At 44.9% G+C, this 17,388-nt stretch carries 16 protein-coding genes; 4 read left to right on the top strand and 12 right to left on the bottom strand.

The window, feature by feature from the left end; all coding sequences use genetic code 11:
• Window positions 1-207 precede the first annotated feature (207 nt).
• Window positions 208-663: a ribosomal protein S18-alanine N-acetyltransferase gene (rimI, locus tag R8N47_RS02635; protein ID WP_005386430.1), complete on the bottom strand. Its 456-nt coding sequence runs from the start codon at window positions 661-663 to the stop codon at window positions 208-210.
• Window positions 664-675: 12 nt separating this feature from the next.
• Window positions 676-1,077, bottom strand: a complete 402-nt coding sequence (locus tag R8N47_RS02630) for a DNA polymerase III subunit psi (RefSeq protein ID WP_005380121.1) — start codon at window positions 1,075-1,077, stop codon at window positions 676-678.
• A 159-nt stretch (window positions 1,078-1,236) separates the two neighbouring features.
• On the opposite strand from R8N47_RS02630, the gene R8N47_RS02625 reads away from it, so the two are divergent.
• A complete protein-coding gene (locus tag R8N47_RS02625) occupies window positions 1,237-1,683 on the top strand; it encodes a hypothetical protein (protein ID WP_054574829.1) in 447 nt (148 codons plus the stop codon).
• Window positions 1,684-1,745: 62 nt separating this feature from the next.
• Here the strand turns inward: R8N47_RS02625 and R8N47_RS02620 are convergent, their stop codons facing one another.
• Window positions 1,746-2,249 carry a GNAT family N-acetyltransferase gene (locus R8N47_RS02620; RefSeq protein WP_005380119.1) on the bottom strand — a complete coding sequence of 168 codons (504 nt, stop codon included), beginning with the start codon at window positions 2,247-2,249 and terminating at the stop codon, window positions 1,746-1,748.
• Window positions 2,233-2,760 (bottom strand): ubiquinone anaerobic biosynthesis accessory factor UbiT, encoded by a 528-nt coding sequence (gene ubiT / locus R8N47_RS02615; protein WP_054574856.1) that lies wholly within the window; start codon window positions 2,758-2,760, stop codon window positions 2,233-2,235. The genes R8N47_RS02620 and ubiT overlap by 17 nt, the downstream gene beginning before the upstream one ends.
• A gap of 363 nt (window positions 2,761-3,123) precedes the next feature.
• Here ubiT and R8N47_RS02610 point away from each other — a divergent pair, with 363 nt between their 5' ends.
• The 3 genes from R8N47_RS02610 (at window position 3,124) to R8N47_RS02600 (ending at window position 7,209) form a co-directional block, all read left to right on the top strand.
• Window positions 3,124-5,163, top strand: a complete 2,040-nt coding sequence (locus R8N47_RS02610) for a bifunctional diguanylate cyclase/phosphodiesterase (RefSeq protein ID WP_005380112.1) — start codon at window positions 3,124-3,126, stop codon at window positions 5,161-5,163.
• A gap of 133 nt (window positions 5,164-5,296) precedes the next feature.
• A complete protein-coding gene (gene ubiU, locus R8N47_RS02605) occupies window positions 5,297-6,310 on the top strand; it encodes a ubiquinone anaerobic biosynthesis protein UbiU (RefSeq protein ID WP_005380110.1) in 1,014 nt (337 codons plus the stop codon).
• Window positions 6,311-6,330: 20 nt separating this feature from the next.
• Entirely contained in the window at window positions 6,331-7,209 is an 879-nt protein-coding gene (locus R8N47_RS02600; protein ID WP_064354271.1) for a U32 family peptidase, read from the top strand.
• 51 nt (window positions 7,210-7,260) lie between these two features.
• On the opposite strand, the gene R8N47_RS02595 is transcribed toward R8N47_RS02600, so the two are convergent.
• From R8N47_RS02595 to infB, 8 genes are all read right to left on the bottom strand, one after another.
• Complete coding sequence (locus R8N47_RS02595) at window positions 7,261-8,607, bottom strand: MATE family efflux transporter (RefSeq protein ID WP_064354272.1); 1,347 nt, start codon at window positions 8,605-8,607, stop codon at window positions 7,261-7,263.
• A gap of 124 nt (window positions 8,608-8,731) precedes the next feature.
• Window positions 8,732-9,154, bottom strand: coding sequence for a MarR family winged helix-turn-helix transcriptional regulator (locus R8N47_RS02590; RefSeq protein ID WP_005380103.1), 423 nt, complete (start codon window positions 9,152-9,154; stop codon window positions 8,732-8,734).
• A gap of 99 nt (window positions 9,155-9,253) precedes the next feature.
• Entirely contained in the window at window positions 9,254-10,174 is a 921-nt protein-coding gene (gene nlpI / locus R8N47_RS02585) for a lipoprotein NlpI (RefSeq protein WP_064354273.1), read from the bottom strand.
• Window positions 10,175-10,352: 178 nt separating this feature from the next.
• Window positions 10,353-12,488 (bottom strand): polyribonucleotide nucleotidyltransferase, encoded by a 2,136-nt coding sequence (gene pnp, locus R8N47_RS02580; RefSeq protein WP_005380098.1) that lies wholly within the window; start codon window positions 12,486-12,488, stop codon window positions 10,353-10,355.
• A gap of 292 nt (window positions 12,489-12,780) precedes the next feature.
• Window positions 12,781-13,050 carry a 30S ribosomal protein S15 gene (gene rpsO, locus R8N47_RS02575; protein WP_005380094.1) on the bottom strand — a complete coding sequence of 90 codons (270 nt, stop codon included), beginning with the start codon at window positions 13,048-13,050 and terminating at the stop codon, window positions 12,781-12,783.
• Between the two features lie 141 nt (window positions 13,051-13,191).
• Window positions 13,192-14,145 carry a tRNA pseudouridine(55) synthase TruB gene (truB, locus tag R8N47_RS02570; RefSeq protein WP_064354274.1) on the bottom strand — a complete coding sequence of 318 codons (954 nt, stop codon included), beginning with the start codon at window positions 14,143-14,145 and terminating at the stop codon, window positions 13,192-13,194.
• Window positions 14,145-14,540, bottom strand: a complete 396-nt coding sequence (gene rbfA / locus R8N47_RS02565; protein ID WP_005380087.1) for a 30S ribosome-binding factor RbfA — start codon at window positions 14,538-14,540, stop codon at window positions 14,145-14,147. The genes truB and rbfA overlap by 1 nt, the downstream gene beginning before the upstream one ends.
• 114 nt (window positions 14,541-14,654) lie before the next feature.
• Window positions 14,655-17,366, bottom strand: coding sequence for a translation initiation factor IF-2 (gene infB / locus R8N47_RS02560; protein WP_005380086.1), 2,712 nt, complete (start codon window positions 17,364-17,366; stop codon window positions 14,655-14,657).
• Window positions 17,367-17,388 lie beyond the last annotated feature (22 nt).

Raw genomic sequence — 17,388 nt, 5'->3', positions numbered from 1 at the left:
CTTATTATCGCTGTGCTAGCAAACTGGAAAGACATGAACTGAATTTACTCGGCTCACCAGCCTTTACCTGCAACTAACAAGGGAAAGCCAGCTCCACACAAAGAGATGTAAAAATTCAAAAAATTATTATTACATATTCAAAAGCCTCGAATCCGGATACGCATTTAAAGCATAAGTGTTGATGAGGTAATTAGTAACGGCCTAAAACTAACTCAAAAATAAGTAACTCATGATAATGGCGTCTTCCTTACCATTTCCCGATTTAGCTGGGTAATAGTTGTAACGACGGTCCACTTCATTAAAACCTGCTTGCTCATAAATATGGATAGCTGGGTGATTACTTTCACGCACTTCTAACCAAGCACTCTCTGCTTTGGCTTGTTCACAGTGTTCAATAAACGCGTCCAGCAATTTTTGCCCTAGCCCTCTGCCCTGTTGAGAAGGCGCTACTGCAATATTTAATAGTGTCACTTCTCCAACAATATTCTGTCCATAGAAGTAACCAACCACTTGAGAGCCTTCCAGCATCACATGATGGCAAGCACCGCGACTGGATAAGTCACGAACCAAAGATTCGGCCCAAGGGTGAGAATGTGCTTGCTGCTCGATTTGCCAAACTTGGTCGAGGTGCTCTGCACGCATCGGCGTAATTTCAATTGTCACGCATTAGCTCCGTTAAGAAGAGTACGAACAGATTTGTTGCCACAATGCGCGGCGCTGTTCGTTATTACCATCAATATCTTGTAATAGTGGCGAGGTCAGGTGCTTTGCCTTGATGCTTTGATCAGCCTCACAGCCTGCAAACCACACCCACTCTAGCTGATGTTCACCCAGCATGGATAAGCGCTCAGGCTCTAGGTGTAGCGCATCATCAAGCGTGAGCTTAATGCTTTTTAATACGCGCTCAAACATCAATGCCGTCTCGTTTTCTGGACATATTGGCGATACCAATAGGAGTTTACATGAACTTTGCAAATCCAATAATGGCGATTGATAGCCTTCCAGTCTTTCAGGGTGTACCAGCTCCCATGTGCTGATCCCCATTTCACGTAAATACTGTTTCTCGTTAATTGACATTTTCCGTCACCTATTTGAACGAGGGCAATCCTATCAAATTATCGCGATTATACCTAAAGGACTTCAAGGAACACCTGAACACAATGAGATGATTTGGATATTCCTGAACATAGCGTTTTGCCAACGGCCACACATTGGGTATGACATATGAGGTACATTATGAAATTCTTAAATACGCTACTACTTTGCACACTGGTAGCCGCCACCAGCGTGAGTGTTTTTGCTAATAACAGCGATGAGTGGGAGCTGATTGCAACGAAAACCGTTAACTTTCATACAGAAACAGATACCGTGACACCAAATAGCCTATTCCGAAACCGAAGCTTCAGTAAAATAAAACTAAAATGTGTGCAAGGAACGGTAGACATGAATGGTTTAAAAGTCGTCATGACAGATGGTAGTGAGAAAAAGCTTTCCTCTATGGGCGTACTAACAAGCGGATTGTCGACTCGTGCCTGGAGCCTTCCAGGTACAAAAGAAGCCAAGCTAAAACAGATTGAAATGACTTACAGTAGCTGGGGAAGCACAAAACTCAGCCTGCTAGGGGTAAGTAAAAAAGCGAAAATAGAGGTCTGGGGCAAAAAGAAAAGTAACCAGTCATCCTAACCTCCCTATCTCAGTTTTCAGTGAATAAGAAAGAAGCCCACTTAGTCGTGGGCTTCTTTCATTTACAGTTCAGAGAACTCTGGCGCATAGTCTATGCGTCCGGAGCGTCCAGCACATTGACCTTCGACCAACTCTGCGACTCGAAATGCACCTTTAGGGACATCCCAAGCACATTCAAAGCCCATCTCGTCGCATGATTGAAAACCCTGGCGCGCGTAATAATCAGGATCGCCCAACACCACACACACTGGGTAGCCAAAATCACGCAGTGAATCGAAACCTTCTTTGATCAACTCTGCAGCGATGCCTTGGCGACGGTAATCTTCATGAACAGCTAATGGCGCTAGCCCTTGCCATGACAAATCTTCACCATTTAAGGTCACAGGGCTAAATAAAGCATGGCCTATCACCTCTCCCTCATCTGTACACGCGACTAAGGAAAGTGTGAATTTGCTGTTTTCGCGCAAACGCATCACAAGCTCAGCTTCAGCTTCCGTTGGGAAGGCGTGTTTCAATAAGCGGTCAATGGTAAGAATGTCCGCAGGGGCTTCAGTTCGAATAAGCATTCGCTACTCCGGTTGGTTGTGCAGGCGCTTGAACTCCTTTCTGAACAAAATCAGCCAATTGATTCAAAGCGACTTGCATTGCTTTCGGTAACTGCTCTAAGTCGACACTGTCCATTAAGTTTTTCACTTCTAAGCCAAGCTCAGTATCACCTTCAATTGAAAGGCGACGTTGGAAGAACAGTGTGTCAGGGTCTTCTTTACGACCAGCAATCAGTACTAGGTCGTTTAGATTACCACTAAAACTCACATCTTCCTGAACTGGTTTTTCAGCTACCACCAATTTTTCGTCTTGATAGCTGATGTACCATGCTAAGTTCAAGTCTTTAATCGCAACTTTTAACCACTTGTCTTCAAGGAACTCAAAGTCACCATCTTCCAAGGCTTCTTTAAACACCATTTTTAGCCCTTCCAGCAACGCTTTTTGCTGAATTGGCTGTGGAAATAACTGGACTGGAGAACGCAAAATATTAGCTGCGTTCTTTACTAGTTGACTGCGAATCTTGTTTAACACGTTCATTATCCGTTACTTTGTCATTAGGTTGCTTATATTAAGCAATCGTGGCGATGAGATTACTGTTATGTATCAATAAAGTGCTTATTTTAGATTGGTGGTTTATTGCTCACTAACGCTTCTTTTTTTGAACTTACGTGTATTATTGATGCGAACAGGTGGATAAACACTTTTACAACCGTATTTTCAAAGTTATAGTTATCTGAGCGTATCCATGTGATTGTCGACTGCACAGCTAAAACCGCGAGCCCTTTAATGGCAAGTAACACTTTAGCTTGGTGGTAGACCGCCGCAGGCTTATCAGGGTGTCGCTTTTTATACACGGACGAATAATCTGGCTCATTGGAGATCGGTAATACCCTAATGCCTTCCCAGCAATTAAAACATTGGTTTGCCACGCTAACCTCAAATAGCCCTTTCTTCTTTGCCATTCTTGATAAAAAACACAATTATCGAATGGTAAGTGACCGTTACTGCGATATCGCAGGTTTAAGTCATGAGGAAATCGTCGGCTTAAACGATTGCCAAGTGCTGGGTGAGCAGTTTTATAAGAAGCTTGCACCATACTATCAGCGCGCGTTCAAAGGGGCACATGTCGAAGCCGAAATCACGCTCGATGAAACCGACCTTGAAACCAGCCTTCACTTTAGTCTTTCGCCAGTTTTTGAAGGTAACGACATTCGCTTTGTTGTTTTTCACGCTGTCGATACTTCAGAAAAGCAGATACTCGTTCGCTCCTTAGAAGAGTCCGAAAGTAAGTTTGCGAAGTTAACACAACTGCTACCAGACGGCTTACTGCTTATCGAGGATGATATTGTCATCTCTGCGAACCCCGCATCAGCGCGCCTTCTCGGACTTAACTCTCCTCATGAATTGTTGGGTGAAGAGCTAAGTCGTTTATTCATCGATGAAAACAGTAAAAAGGTATTTAGTCATCGATTGAGTACATTAATTTCTGACAAACCTTTTGTCTGCTTAACCAGCGCAAGATGCGGCTTTGAACGGAAAGTTCAGCTACACGCGGATTCCACGGCGATATTAGGTAGCGAATCTCAAATTATCCTAATCCAAGATGCTGATGATGCGCCCAAAAACCTGTCTTCTGCATCGAATGAAGACATACACATTGACTCGCTCACCAAACTCTACAACCGCTTTGGCTTCACCAAACGTTTGGAACAGCTGATCAAAAAGCAAACACCGCTTCTGGTATTCTATTTGGATATCGATAACTTCAAAAACATTAATGACTCACTTGGTCACCATATTGGCGATAAAGTGATTCAAGAGGTATCGGCCCGTCTTAAACGGTTACTGCCAAACCAAGCGATTATTGGTCATTTGGGTGGCGATGAGTTTGGCGTCATTCTGCCGGAGCCAGAAAACACCCGCATGGCTGAAATTTTGTCCGATCGCATTATCTCGTTGATCAACCAACCTTTCGACTTGCACCACTTCAGTAAACGCCTTGCGTGTTCAATTGGTAGCGTTCGATACCCTGAAGACGGACAAGATGCGCGAATCCTACTACAAAATGCCGATACTGCGATGTATGAAGCCAAAGATCGTGGTAGAAATCGTCTGATCAAATTTAACGATCAAATGAACAAAGAAGCGCGTATGCGTTTGTGGCTTGAAATCGAACTGCAAAAAGCATTGCAGCAGAACGGTTTGGAAGTGTGGTATCAACCTAAGGTTAACGCGCGAGACTTCAGTATCAACGGCGCAGAAGCGCTCGTTCGTTGGAAGCATCCAGTCGAAGGGTACATTAGTCCTGGCTCATTCATTCCTGTCGCCGAGCGCGCTGGGTTAATAGAACACCTTGGACGTGTCGTGATGCGTGATGTTTTCAATACGGTAAAACGTTGGAAGCAACAAGGCATACTGCCAGGCCGTGTCGCCATCAACCTCTCTCCCGAGCAATTTGGCAACCCACAGCTGATCGACTTTATGGAAAAGCTGCTTCGCACTACCGAGCTTGATCCAAGCTGCATTACCTTCGAGCTAACCGAAAGTGCCGTGATGAGTGATAGCGAACATACACTGCAAATGTTGAATGCGATTAAAAAGCTTGGCTTCGCTCTCTCTATCGATGACTTTGGTACCGGCTACTCTTCTCTTTCTTACTTAGCGCGTTTCCCTATTGACGAGCTAAAAATCGACCGCGCTTTTATTAATGATATCGACACACTACCGAAACAAGTCACTGTGATTGAAAACATCATTAATCTGGGTAAGTCGCTCGACTTAACTGTCGTTGCCGAGGGGGTGGAAACCCATCAGCAAGCGACCCTGCTCTCTAACCTTCAATGTAATGCGATTCAAGGATTCCATTTTTATCGCCCACAGCCAAAACACGAAATTGAAGAGCTGTTTGTACAGAATCGTCGTCACAAGAACTAACCCCGACCCGATACCCTTACTCGCAAGGGGTAAATATCGACTTTATTGAGCTAAACCTAACTTAGGTCAATTTCGCTATTCATAATTCTTCATAAAATGCGGACACCTTTTTATTCTCAATGATTGTGAGCATATGGAACTCTTGTGTCCCGCGGGTAACCTGCCTGCGTTAAAAACTGCGATTGATTGCGGTGCCGATGCCGTCTACATTGGTTTCAAAGATGATACCAACGCCCGTCACTTTGCTGGCCTCAACTTTAACGGCAAAAAGTTAGAAAAAGCGGTGCAATACGTTCATGACCGCAATAAAAAAATTCATGTCGCGTTGAATACCTTCGCTCATCCCAATGGCTTCGAGCGCTGGACGAACGCAGTAGACAATGCAGCGGCACTGGGTGTAGACGCGCTGATTGTTGCAGACATTGCAGTGCTGGAGTACGCGGCTCGCAAATATCCCGATCTGGAACTACACCTTTCAGTGCAAGCATCAGCGACCAACGTCGCAGCCATTGATTTTTACAAACAAAACTTCAACGTAAAACGGGTAGTGCTACCCCGCGTTTTATCGATTCATCAGGTCAAACAGCTCTCACGCAACATCACTAGCGATGTCGAGTTAGAAGTCTTTGCTTTTGGTAGCCTTTGCATCATGTCTGAAGGTCGCTGCTACCTATCGTCATACATGACAGGCGAGTCTCCAAACACTGTGGGAGCATGCTCTCCAGCTAAGTACGTTCGCTGGCAAGAAACAGAAAATGGTCTGGAATCCCGCCTTAACGACATTTTGATCGATCGCTACAGCACCGGTGAAAATGCGGGCTACCCTACCTTGTGTAAAGGTCGTTTCGAAGCAGAAATCGAAGGCGAGAAAAAACGCTACCACGCACTGGAAGAACCAACCAGTTTGAACACCCTCTCTATGCTGCCAGAACTATTTGCTGCAAATGTGGCTTCTGTAAAAATTGAAGGTCGCCAACGTAGCCCTGCTTACGTAGAACAAGTCACTCGAACATGGCGAGCCGCGATTGACCGTTACCAAGCAAACCCAGAAGCTTACCAAGTCGAAGCGGCTTGGGATGCCGCATTGGCAAACGTGTCTGAAGGTACGCAGACCACACTTGGTGCTTATCACCGCAAATGGCAGTAGAGGTTAAGATGGATAATTCAATGAAATACGCGCTTGGCCCGCTGTTGTACTTCTGGCCAAAACAAGACATCGAAGCGTTTTATGAACAAGCGAAATCAAGCTCCGCGGACATCATCTATCTTGGGGAAACCGTATGTTCAAAACGTCGAGAAATGAAGCCTTCGCATTGGCTTGAAATCGCAAAAGAGCTGTCTGCATCTGGCAAGCAAGTGGTGCTATCAACAATGGCACTACTAGAAGCTCCGAGTGAAGTAAACATAATGAGGAAGTACATCGACAACGGTGACTTCGCGATTGAAGCAAATGACGTATCTGCTGTTCAATTGGCATCAGAGCATAAAGTGCCTTTCGTCGTTGGCCCTGCAATCAATACTTATAACGCACACACGCTCAACTTATTTTTGAAGCAAGGTATGATGCGTTGGTGCATGCCTGTCGAACTCTCTCGCGAATGGTTAAACGATACTTTAGTTCAGTGTGACGAGCTTGGTATTCGTAACAAGTTTGAAGTTGAGGTATTTAGCCACGGTTATTTGCCTTTAGCGTATTCCGCTCGCTGTTTCACAGCCCGAGCTGAAAACCGAGCGAAAGACGATTGCGAAACCTGCTGTATCAAATACCCTACGGGTATCCAGGTCAGCAGCCAAGAAGGGCAAGAAGTCTTTAACCTTAACGGCATTCAAACACAGTCAGGGTATTGCTACAACCTCATCAATGACTTACCAAGTATGAAAGGGCTGGTTGATGTGGTCCGGTTAAGCCCTCTTGGTATCGACACTTTTTCAGAGTTAGAGCGTTTTCGCTCAAACGAATACGGCGATAATCCTGAAAAGCTCGAAAGCCGCCAATGCAATGGCTATTGGCATCAACTAGCGGGCTTAGAAGTAAAAACCATTTAATCCTTAAAGATAAAAGCGAGGCCTAGCCTCGCTTTTATCTGTTAGCTTTTGTTAGCAGGCTTGCACCCTTAGTTCGACAGAACTCTCATTAAGCAGCTTTTTCACATCTCGCCACAACATACTGATCACGACCAAACTCAATGCAATGTTAGACAATGGGAAAGCTAACCAAATACCTGTCACGCCGAAAAGTTTCGGCATAATGAATAAGAATGGCAACTGGACCAGCATGTTGCCTAGTGTTACAAACATAGCTTTGCTGCCTTTGTTTACTGATTGATAGTACGCGGCCGCCACAACTAAAAAACCATCTAAGAACAACGCAAACATGTGTAAACGAATCCCGATTACGGTGCTATCAATCAACTGTTGGTCTGCATTATTAAACACCGCAACCAGTTCGTACGGGAAAAGGTTCATCAAAACAACGAACGCCACCCCGCCAAGCACAGATGTCCCCATCGCGACCTTTAATAACTTTCTAATGTTCTCCTGATTACGCGCACCGTGGTTGAAGCTCACTAAAGGCTGCATACCATTCGCAATTCCTTCTGCTATCAGATAGTAAACCGTCACGATGTACCCCAAAATGGCGTACGCTCCGATCAACATTGCACTTCCGTATTGAGAAAATAACGCGTTGTGCAGTGCCACCATCACAGAGCCGTAGGCGTACATAAAGAAACTTGATGTACCTATCATGATAATCTTTGGTGCAGCATCAACCTGAACTTTGAAGTCGCGGATACTAAGGCGTAATGTTGCTTTTGAAGTAAAGAAGTAACCAATACCTAGCACAGTGACCACTAATTGTGCAAGTGCAGTGGCAATAGCGGCTCCGGTTAACTCCCACTCCAACCAAGCAATAAATACGTAGTCTAATACAATGTTAATAACGGCACCGATGACCATCAAAATCGTTGCTAAGTTCGGGCTGTCGTCATTGCGTAATAAAAACGGAACTGCGATAGAACCCAACGTGAATACGCACGCGACAATCAGAATATGCAAATATTGCAGCGCAAGTTCAAACACTCGCCCTTCCGCACCTTGCCAGCGAATAAATTCATCCGAAAACAAGAACAATATTGTAGCAACGATCGGCATCAATGCCGCTAACAACGTCAATCCGGTCGTTAGGATTCGCTTAGCGCCTTCATGATCGTTCTCTCCTTGCTTGATCGAAGTCAGCGCGCCAGTCCCCACCCCAATCATCATTCCTATACCGAGGATCGAACCGATAATAGGCCACGCAACATTGATCCCAGCTAATCCGTCAGCGCCAACATAACGGCCAATAAAAATGCCATCAACTATTTGATACAAACCGTTTACGAGCATTGCTGCGACGGTTGGAATCGTATATTTCCAAAACTGTCTATAAATTGAGTTTTGCATGACTGTCACCAGTAGTTAGCAAAGCTAACCATTTAATTAGCAAGGCTAACTAAATGGTTAAATTAAATAAAAGAAAGATGAAACAACAAAAACTAAACCATACAGCTGAGGCCTTTGCTTCAGTTTAAAATGACTTATTACTCAATGCTTTATTCAATAAAGCTTGTAACTGTTCAGCTTCTTGCTGATTTAATTGTTGCATCATTTGGTCAGAGATATCTTTGTACACTACCTGCTCCAAAGACATTTTTTCTGCGACTTCTTCCGTAAGCAACACACGCTTAGCACGAGCATCCTCATTACATGCGATGCGTTTCACCAAACCCTTTTTTTCCAAACGCACAACCATTGTCGATGCGGAAGGCTTAGTCACTTGCAGCTCTTCTGCAAGATCGGTTATTCGCACACCCTCAGGGTAAACCTGAATCACACGTAAATAATCGAACTCATTAAAGCTTAGATGTGATAATGGATCTTCTTTGGCATAGACACGCCAAGCTTTGGCGCAAAAACGCTCTAAATCAATCAAGCTTTCTTCTAATGCCATAAAAGCCACCACCACTTAGTTAGCAAGACTAACTATTTTAAATGAGTCACTCATCAAGTTCAATCATAAAAAAAGCCGCTCTCATCGAGCGGCTCTAAATCATTCAATTTCCAGCTTCTTGGCAGCCTTTAACTTGGCCAATCTATCTTGCTGTAATTGATCGTAAATTTGCGCCAACTCCAAGAAAGAATAGCGATGCTCAACATAATCGTAAACGTTGAACGAAATCGCGAGCTTATAAAGTGAGATGGCACTTGCGATATCACCTTCAAGCTGATTACGCTTTCCAAGGTAGAAATACGTTTCCGTCAATCGTTCAGCTAGGCGATAGTTCTCTCTCGTTCCATCCATAATTGCTTTAAGCGCGTCTTCGTCCGAGACGTCTCGCAGGATGATAGCAACAAGAACCCACCCCCACTCTTCACTACGATCTCGTAAATAACGCTGTTGAAGATTGGCTTTTGCTTGCTCTGGATTTTGCTCAGCTTCGATGATGTACAGCCATAATGAACGAAAAGGATCCGTTGGCATTTCTTGATAATGCTTGGTCATATCTTCTAAAGCGAGATCGATTCGGCCACCATAATACAGTGCAATCGCACGGTTGCGCTCAGCATAGGTATTATCAGGAGCCAACTCTATGGTCGAGTCAAACGCTTCATATGCCGCATCAAACTCTCCTACTTGGGTAAAGTATACTCCCAAAAGATTGAAGATGTCCGGCTGAGCAGGATTCAACTGCAAAGACTGGTTAAAGTCCAAACGGGCAAGATCACGTAAACCAACGCTGTCGTAGTAGCTACCGCGCTCATAATGCATTTTAGCGCGCACTTCATCACTAAGGTCGGGACGTTGTAGCAACTGCGAGAGACGCGCGATTTGTACTTCTTGTTGAACACTAGGCTGAAGTGGCACCGCCATCGGTGGATATAACCACTTTTGTGCTGATTGTTGAGAAGTATTTGCACAACCGGTCAGCGCGATAGCAACACATAAAATTGCGGTTTGAAACCATTTCACTAATTGATACTCCTGTTTGGACCGCTCAAGATTTATTTCTCTTAATGCAATATAGGCGATAACCTCGTTTGAGGTTAATACATCGAAACAAACCAAAAAAGGGGAGCGAAAATGCTCCCCTTTTATAACATGCTTTCAGGCCCTTAATCTAATAAAAGGCTGAAAGTCTCATTTTGTCTTACTCGTCTTTAGCAGCTGGTGCTTCAGCAGCAGCTTCTTCAGCTGGCTTTTCTACCGCTTCTTTCATGCTTAGACGTACACGGCCTTGGCGGTCGATTTCAAGAACTTTAACTTGAACTTCTTGACCTTCAGCTAGGTAGTCAGACACTTTCTCTACGCGTTTTTCTGCGATTTGAGAAATGTGTACAAGACCATCTTTGCCTGGAAGAACCGTTACGAATGCACCGAAGTCTGCTAGACGTGCAACTTTACCTGTGTAGATACGGCCCACTTCAACTTCAGCAGTGATCTCTTCGATACGGCGGATAGCTTCTTTCGCAGCAGTGCCTTCAGTTGCCGCAATCTTGATAGTACCGTCGTCTTCGATTTCGATAGTTGTACCAGTCTCTTCAGTTAGAGCACGGATAACTGCACCACCTTTACCGATAACGTCTTTGATCTTCTCAGCGCTGATCTTCATCGTGTGAATACGCGGAGCAAATTCAGAGATGTCTTCACGAGCACCAGAGATTGCTTCATCCATTACAGATAGGATGTGCTTACGTGCGCCTTGAGCTTGGTTAAGCGCAATTTGCATGATTTCTTTAGTGATGCCTTCGATCTTGATGTCCATTTGAAGTGCAGTGATACCAGTGTTAGTACCTGCTACTTTAAAGTCCATGTCACCTAGGTGGTCTTCATCGCCAAGGATGTCAGAAAGTACAACGAAATCGTCACCTTCTTTAACAAGACCCATTGCAATACCAGCAACAGATGCTTTGATTGGTACACCTGCGTCCATAAGCGCAAGAGAAGTACCACATACTGAAGCCATTGAAGATGAACCGTTAGATTCAGTGATTTCCGATACAACACGTACTGTGTATGGGAACTCATCAACAGAAGGCATTACTGCAGCAATACCACGCTTCGCCAGTTTACCGTGGCCGATTTCACGACGCTTAGGAGAACCTACAAAACCAGTTTCACCTACACAGTATGGAGGGAAGTTGTAGTGCAGTAGGAAGTGATCTTTACGCTCACCAGTTAGCTCATCGATGATTTGAGCATCACGCTGAGTACCTAGCGTTGCCGTAACGATCGCCTGAGTTTCACCACGAGTGAATAGCGCGCTACCGTGAGTACGAGGAAGAACACCAGTACGTACATCTAGTGCACGAACCATGTCTTTTTCACGGCCATCGATACGAGGGTTACCTGCAATAATACGGCTACGTACTACTGTCTTCTCTAGATCATGGAAGATAGTGTGGATTTCTTTTGTGTCTGCTTCAGGATCTTCAGCAAGAAGAACTTCATTTACTTCCGCAGCGATCTCATGGATGCGGTCGTAACGAGCCATTTTCTCAGTAATTTGGTAAGCTTCAACAAGTTTAGCTTCTGCTAGATCAGCAATCTTATTTTTAAGCGCTGTGTTCTCTTCAGGAGCAACCCAATCCCAAGCAGGAGTTGCAACTTCTGCTTTGAATTCGTTGATAGCTTGAATAGCAACTTGTTGTTGGTCATGACCATAAACAACCGCCGCTAGCATTTCTTCTTCAGTTAGGTTGTCCGCTTCTGACTCAACCATCAGTACTGCTGACTCTGTACCTGCAACAACAAGGTCAAGCTTAGAAGTTTCTAGTTCAGTTTGGCTAGGGTTAAGTACAAGCTGACCATCGATATGACCAACACGCGCCGCACCGATAGGGCCGTTGAATGGAATGCCAGAGATAGCAAGAGCAGCAGAAGTACCGATCATTGTAACGATATCTGGCTGAACATCTGGGTTTACAGACATTACTGTCGCGATAACCTGAACTTCGTTTTTAAACGCGTCTGGGAATAGCGGACGGATTGGACGGTCGATTAGACGAGCTGTTAGCGTTTCGCCTTCAGAAGGACGACCTTCACGTTTGAAGAAGCCGCCTGGAATTTTACCCGCAGCGTAAGTACGCTCTTGGTAGTTAACCGTTAGTGGGAAGAAGTCTTGACCTGCAACGGCTTCTTTTTTACCTACAACAGATACGAATACAGACGTATCATCCATTGTGACCATAACTGCTGCTGTAGCTTGACGTGCAATAACGCCAGTTTCTAAAGTAACTGTGTGGTTACCGTACTGGAACGTTTTAACAACTGGTTTTTCGAACATTGTTATTCCTTGTTTCTAATCTTCCTTTAGTGCTTAAAGAAATCTTAGATGTGTTAATTGACACTCAAGGCATTACGAATCGCGACTAGTAAAAAGAAACTCGGAAATTCCTTTTGAATAGTCGCGACCTTTTGGTCGACGTGGTTGACTGTAATGCTATGAGCTTTTGAGAAAACCTCTTACAAGGTTTAGCCGCCAGTATTATAACGGCATAAGTCTAATTTGGCTAAATTTAGGCAACAAAAAAGGGGCATAAAGCCCCTTTTTAGACAAACTGCTATGCAGTCGCTGATTAGCGACGTAGGCCTAGACGTTTGATTAGGTCTTGGTAGCGAGCTAGGTTTTTACCTTTTAGGTAATCTAGAAGCTTACGACGACGAGAAACCATGCGTAGAAGACCACGACGGCTGTGGTGATCGCCTTTGTGCGCTTTGAAGTGACCTTGTAGGTGGTTGATAGAAGCTGTAAGTAGAGCTACTTGAACTTCTGGTGAACCAGTGTCGCCTTCGCCTTGTGCGTATTCTGCAACGATTGCTGCTTTAGTTTCTGCATTCAGAGACATAATTCTCTCCTAATAAGAGTAGGTTTAAAGTTGTAGCAGCCAATCTCTGATTCAGCCGCTACGCGAAGCGCGGATTATAGGGAAATTTCCTATCTCGTGCAATATAAAAATACCGACACTCAGGTCGGTATTTTCAATCATTTACTTGGATGCAACGTCATCTCGGAACACGACCAATCGCTTAGGAGCGATTTTGCCATCTTCGTTCATTTCGCCAACGCCAATAAACAAGCGTTCTTCACCCATAGTAAGGCGAAGTGAGCCCTCAGTCGGAGCACCAAATACTTGAACGGGCTGCCCATGTTGGACCATATTCGCCAGTTCAGGCACCAAGTTGACTTCTGGTAAGTCTTCTACCGCTGTATCCATTGGCAAAAGCAGTGGGTCCAGTAGTTCTCGAGGCGCTCGTTCCTCGCGGTGAGCTTGCTCTAGCAACTCATTTAGTTGCTCAAGTGTTACCATATTCTCGTAAGGGTATTTAGCAACACCAGTACGACGAAGCATAGTTACGTGCGCACCACAACCTAACATTTCGCCCAGATCATCAACGATAGTACGAATATAGGTACCTTTAGAGCAGTGCACTTCCATCTCTACTTCATCGCCTTCAAAACGGTGAAGAACAATCTCATATACCGTGATCTTACGAGATTCGCGCGGAACTTCGATGCCTTTACGAGCGTATTCATACAAGGGTTTACCTTGATACTTCAACGCAGAGAACATGGAAGGCACTTGATCAGATTCACCACGGAACTGATCGATGCACGCTTCTAGCTTGTCTAACGTAACATCGACTGGACGTGTCTCTACAACTTCACCATCCGAGTCAGACGTATTGGTACGTTCACCCAGCTTTGCGATCACGCGGTAGCGTTTATCAGAATCAAGAAGAAACTGAGAAAATTTTGTCGCTTCACCCAAGCAAATTGGCAGCATGCCTGTCGCTAATGGGTCCAAGGCTCCAGTGTGGCCTGCTTTCTCAGCAAAGTAGACTCGCTTTACTTTTTGCAGTGCATCATTGGAAGAGATGCCTGTTGGTTTGTCCAACAGTATAACGCCATTAATTGGACGACCTTTACGACGACGAGCCATTATTCTTCGTCCTCACGACCAGAATCTTTTTGCTTTTGTTTGTCTGAACTAACGACTTCAGACACTAGGTTAGACATACGCATACCTTCAACAAGCGTATTGTCATAGTGGAAGCGGATTTCTGGCGTTAAACGTAGACGAATACGCTTACCTAACATCATGCGAATGTGCACTTCGTGCTCACGTAGCGCTGCTAGACATGATTCTGGTGTTTGCTCACCCACACACAGGAAGGTCACAAATACTTTTGCGTAAGCTAGGTCACGAGAGACTTCTACGTCTGAGATCGTCACCATGCCAAGGCGAGAGTCACGAACTTCACGTTGAAGGATCATCGCTAGTTCTTTTTGCAACTGCTGTGCAACGCGCTGCGTGCGGCTAAATTCTTTTGACATATCTTTACTCTTATATAGAAAGAATGGGGGGTTGGTCAAAGCCAGCCCCCCATGGTGTATTCAACAACCAATTACTACTTATCTTTCAAAGACAATATTAGTAATTTTAGTCAATTAGTCTAGAGTACGTTTAATTTCAACGATTTCGAAGACTTCGATTTGGTCACCAACGCGAACATCATTGTAGTTCTTAACGCCGATACCACATTCGTAGCCATTCTTAACTTCTTGAACGTCATCTTTGAAACGACGTAGTGACTCTAGTTCACCTTCGTAAATAACAACGTTATCACGTAGTACACGGATTGGGTTGTTACGCTTGATCACACCTTCTGTAACCATACAACCAGCGATAGCACCCAGTTTCGGTGACTTAAACACGTCACGAACTTCAGCAAGACCAATGATCTCTTGCTTGAATTCTGGAGCAAGCATACCGCCCATTGCTTGTTTCACTTCGTCAATCAATTGGTAAATGATTGAGTAGTAACGTAAGTCAACAGCTGCGGCTTCTACAGCACGGCGAGCAGAAGCATCTGCACGAACGTTAAAGCCAAGGATGATTGCGTTTGAAGCTTCCGCTAGTACTACGTCAGTTTCCGTAATACCACCAACACCAGAACCAACGATGTTCACTTTAACTTCGTCAGTAGATAGCTTAACTAGTGAGTCTGCGATTGCTTCTACAGAACCTTGAACGTCTGCTTTAAGTACAACGTTAAGTTCAGCAACTTCACCAGCAGTCATGTTAGAGAACATGTTCTCTAGTTTAGATTTCTGCTGACGAGCAAGTTTCACTTCACGGAACTTACCAGCACGGTAGTTAGCTACTTCACGCGCTTTACGCTCGTCACGAACTACTGTTGCTTCATCACCTGAAGATGGTACACCTGAAAGACCTAGGATCTCTACAGGGATAGATGGGCCAGCCGAAGTAATTTCTTTACCTAGCTCATCACGCATTGCACGAACACGGCCGTATTCTTGACCACAAAGAACGATGTCGCCTTTGTTTAGTGTACCTGATTGAACAAGTACTGTTGCAACTGGACCACGACCTTTATCTAGGCGAGATTCAACAACAACACCAGATGCCATGCCTTCAGCTACAGCTGTAAGTTCAAGAACTTCAGACTGAAGAAGGATTGCTTCTAGAAGACCATCGATGTTTGTACCCTGTTTAGCAGAGATGTGAACGAACATGTTCTCACCGCCCCACTCTTCAGGAATAACGTCGTATTGAGCAAGCTCGTTCTTAACGTTATCTGGGTTCGCGTCTTCTTTATCGATCTTGTTCACAGCAACAATTAGAGGAACGCCTGCCGCTTTCGCGTGCTGAATCGCTTCTACTGTTTGTGGCATTACGCCATCGTCTGCTGCAACTACAAGAACAACGATATCTGTTGCTTGAGCACCACGAGCACGCATTGCAGTAAACGCTGCGTGTCCAGGAGTATCAAGGAACGTGATCATGCCGTTGTCTGTTTCAACGTGGTACGCACCAATGTGCTGAGTAATACCACCCGCTTCGCCAGAAGCAACGTGTGTGCGACGGATGTAGTCAAGTGTTGACGTTTTACCGTGGTCAACGTGACCCATGATAGTAACAACTGGAGCACGTGGAACTGCTTCCGCGTTAGTGTCACGGTCAGATAGTACCGCTTCTTCCAGTTCGTTCTCTTTACGAAGAACTACTTTATGGCCCATTTCTTCAGCAACAAGTTGTGCTGTTTCTTGGTCGATCACTTGGTTGATAGTCGCCATAGCGCCCATCTTCATCATTACTTTGATAACTTCTGTCGCTTTAACCGACATCTTGTTAGCAAGTTCTGATAGAACGATCGTTTCGCCAATTACAACGTCTTGCTTAGCAACCGTTGCTGACTTATCAAACCCGTGCTGCATTGAAGTCGGCTTAGCAAGTTTGCCCTTACGACCTCTACCGCCACGTTGGTTGTTACGGCCACCGCGAGCTTGGTCGTCTTTACCCGAAGCTGCTTTTTTCTTCTTACGACGACCGCCTTCTACTTTGCGATCTGCTTCATCTTCGGCTTCACGTGCGTATTGTGAAGTCGTTACATGGTAATCTGTATCTTCCATATCACCCTTTTTCTCTTCTGCAGCAGACCAACGCTCTTTATTCTTTTCAGCCAATTCGCGAGCTTCTTCAAGCTTGCGCTGACTTTCCTCTTCAGCCTTACGCTTAGCTTCTTCTTCCTGACGACGTTTAAGCTCGTCGGCCTCTTTTCGCGCTGCTTCTTGCTTAATTTTCTCTTCAGCATCACGCTTTGCTTTTTCTTCAGCATTACGTTGTGCATTCGTATCTACGTCTCGCTTCGCTTTTTCTTCAGCTTCACGTTTCGCTTTTTCTTCCGCTTCACGTTTTGCAGCTTCTTCAGCTTCACGTTTCGCAGCTTCTTCAGCTTCACGTTTTGCAGCTTCTTCTGCTGCACGTTTTGCTGCTTCTTCTGCTTCACGTTGTGCTGCTTCTTCAGCTTCACGTTTCGCTTCATCTTCAATTGTGCTGCGCTTCACGTATGTACGTTTTTTGCGCACCTCAACCTGAACATTCTTACTCTTACCACCACCCGCGTTCACACTAAGTGTACTACGAGTTTTACGCTGAAGCGTAAGGCGAGTCGGCTCTGAATCACCTGATTTATCACCGTGTTCTTTCTTTAAATGAGAGAGAAGCTTCTGCTTCTCTTCATCAGTAACATTGTCAGAGCTCGCCTTTTTAATGCCAGCGTCAGCAAGTTGTTCAATCAAGCGGTCGACTGGCGTACCAATCTCATCACTCAGTGCTTTAACTGTTAATTGTGTCATGCCGCTTCCTCCTTGCCGAAAA

The sequence above is a fragment of the Vibrio sp. 2132-1 genome, assembly GCF_033344315.1.
The sequence above is the reverse complement of the archived record's forward strand: the minus strand, read 5'-3'. Positions and strand labels throughout refer to the sequence as shown.

Excerpts from the sequence above, each read along its gene's own strand:
- R8N47_RS02630 (WP_005380121.1), bottom strand. The coding sequence starts at position 1,077 with ATGTCAATTAACGAGAAACAGTATTTACGTGAAATGGGGATCAGCACA.
- R8N47_RS02625 (WP_054574829.1), top strand. The coding sequence starts at position 1,237 with ATGAAATTCTTAAATACGCTACTACTTTGCACACTGGTAGCCGCCACC.
- R8N47_RS02620 (WP_005380119.1), bottom strand. The coding sequence starts at position 2,249 with ATGCTTATTCGAACTGAAGCCCCTGCGGACATTCTTACCATTGACCGC.
- R8N47_RS02610 (WP_005380112.1), top strand. The coding sequence starts at position 3,124 with ATGCCTTCCCAGCAATTAAAACATTGGTTTGCCACGCTAACCTCAAAT.
- ubiU (WP_005380110.1), top strand. The coding sequence starts at position 5,297 with ATGGAACTCTTGTGTCCCGCGGGTAACCTGCCTGCGTTAAAAACTGCG.
- R8N47_RS02600 (WP_064354271.1), top strand. The coding sequence starts at position 6,331 with ATGAAATACGCGCTTGGCCCGCTGTTGTACTTCTGGCCAAAACAAGAC.
- R8N47_RS02595 (WP_064354272.1), bottom strand. The coding sequence starts at position 8,607 with ATGCAAAACTCAATTTATAGACAGTTTTGGAAATATACGATTCCAACC.
- R8N47_RS02590 (WP_005380103.1), bottom strand. The coding sequence starts at position 9,154 with ATGGCATTAGAAGAAAGCTTGATTGATTTAGAGCGTTTTTGCGCCAAA.
- pnp (WP_005380098.1), bottom strand. The coding sequence starts at position 12,488 with ATGTTCGAAAAACCAGTTGTTAAAACGTTCCAGTACGGTAACCACACA.
- rpsO (WP_005380094.1), bottom strand. The coding sequence starts at position 13,050 with ATGTCTCTGAATGCAGAAACTAAAGCAGCAATCGTTGCAGAATACGCA.
- truB (WP_064354274.1), bottom strand. The coding sequence starts at position 14,145 with ATGGCTCGTCGTCGTAAAGGTCGTCCAATTAATGGCGTTATACTGTTG.
- rbfA (WP_005380087.1), bottom strand. The coding sequence starts at position 14,540 with ATGTCAAAAGAATTTAGCCGCACGCAGCGCGTTGCACAGCAGTTGCAA.
- infB (WP_005380086.1), bottom strand. The coding sequence starts at position 17,366 with ATGACACAATTAACAGTTAAAGCACTGAGTGATGAGATTGGTACGCCA.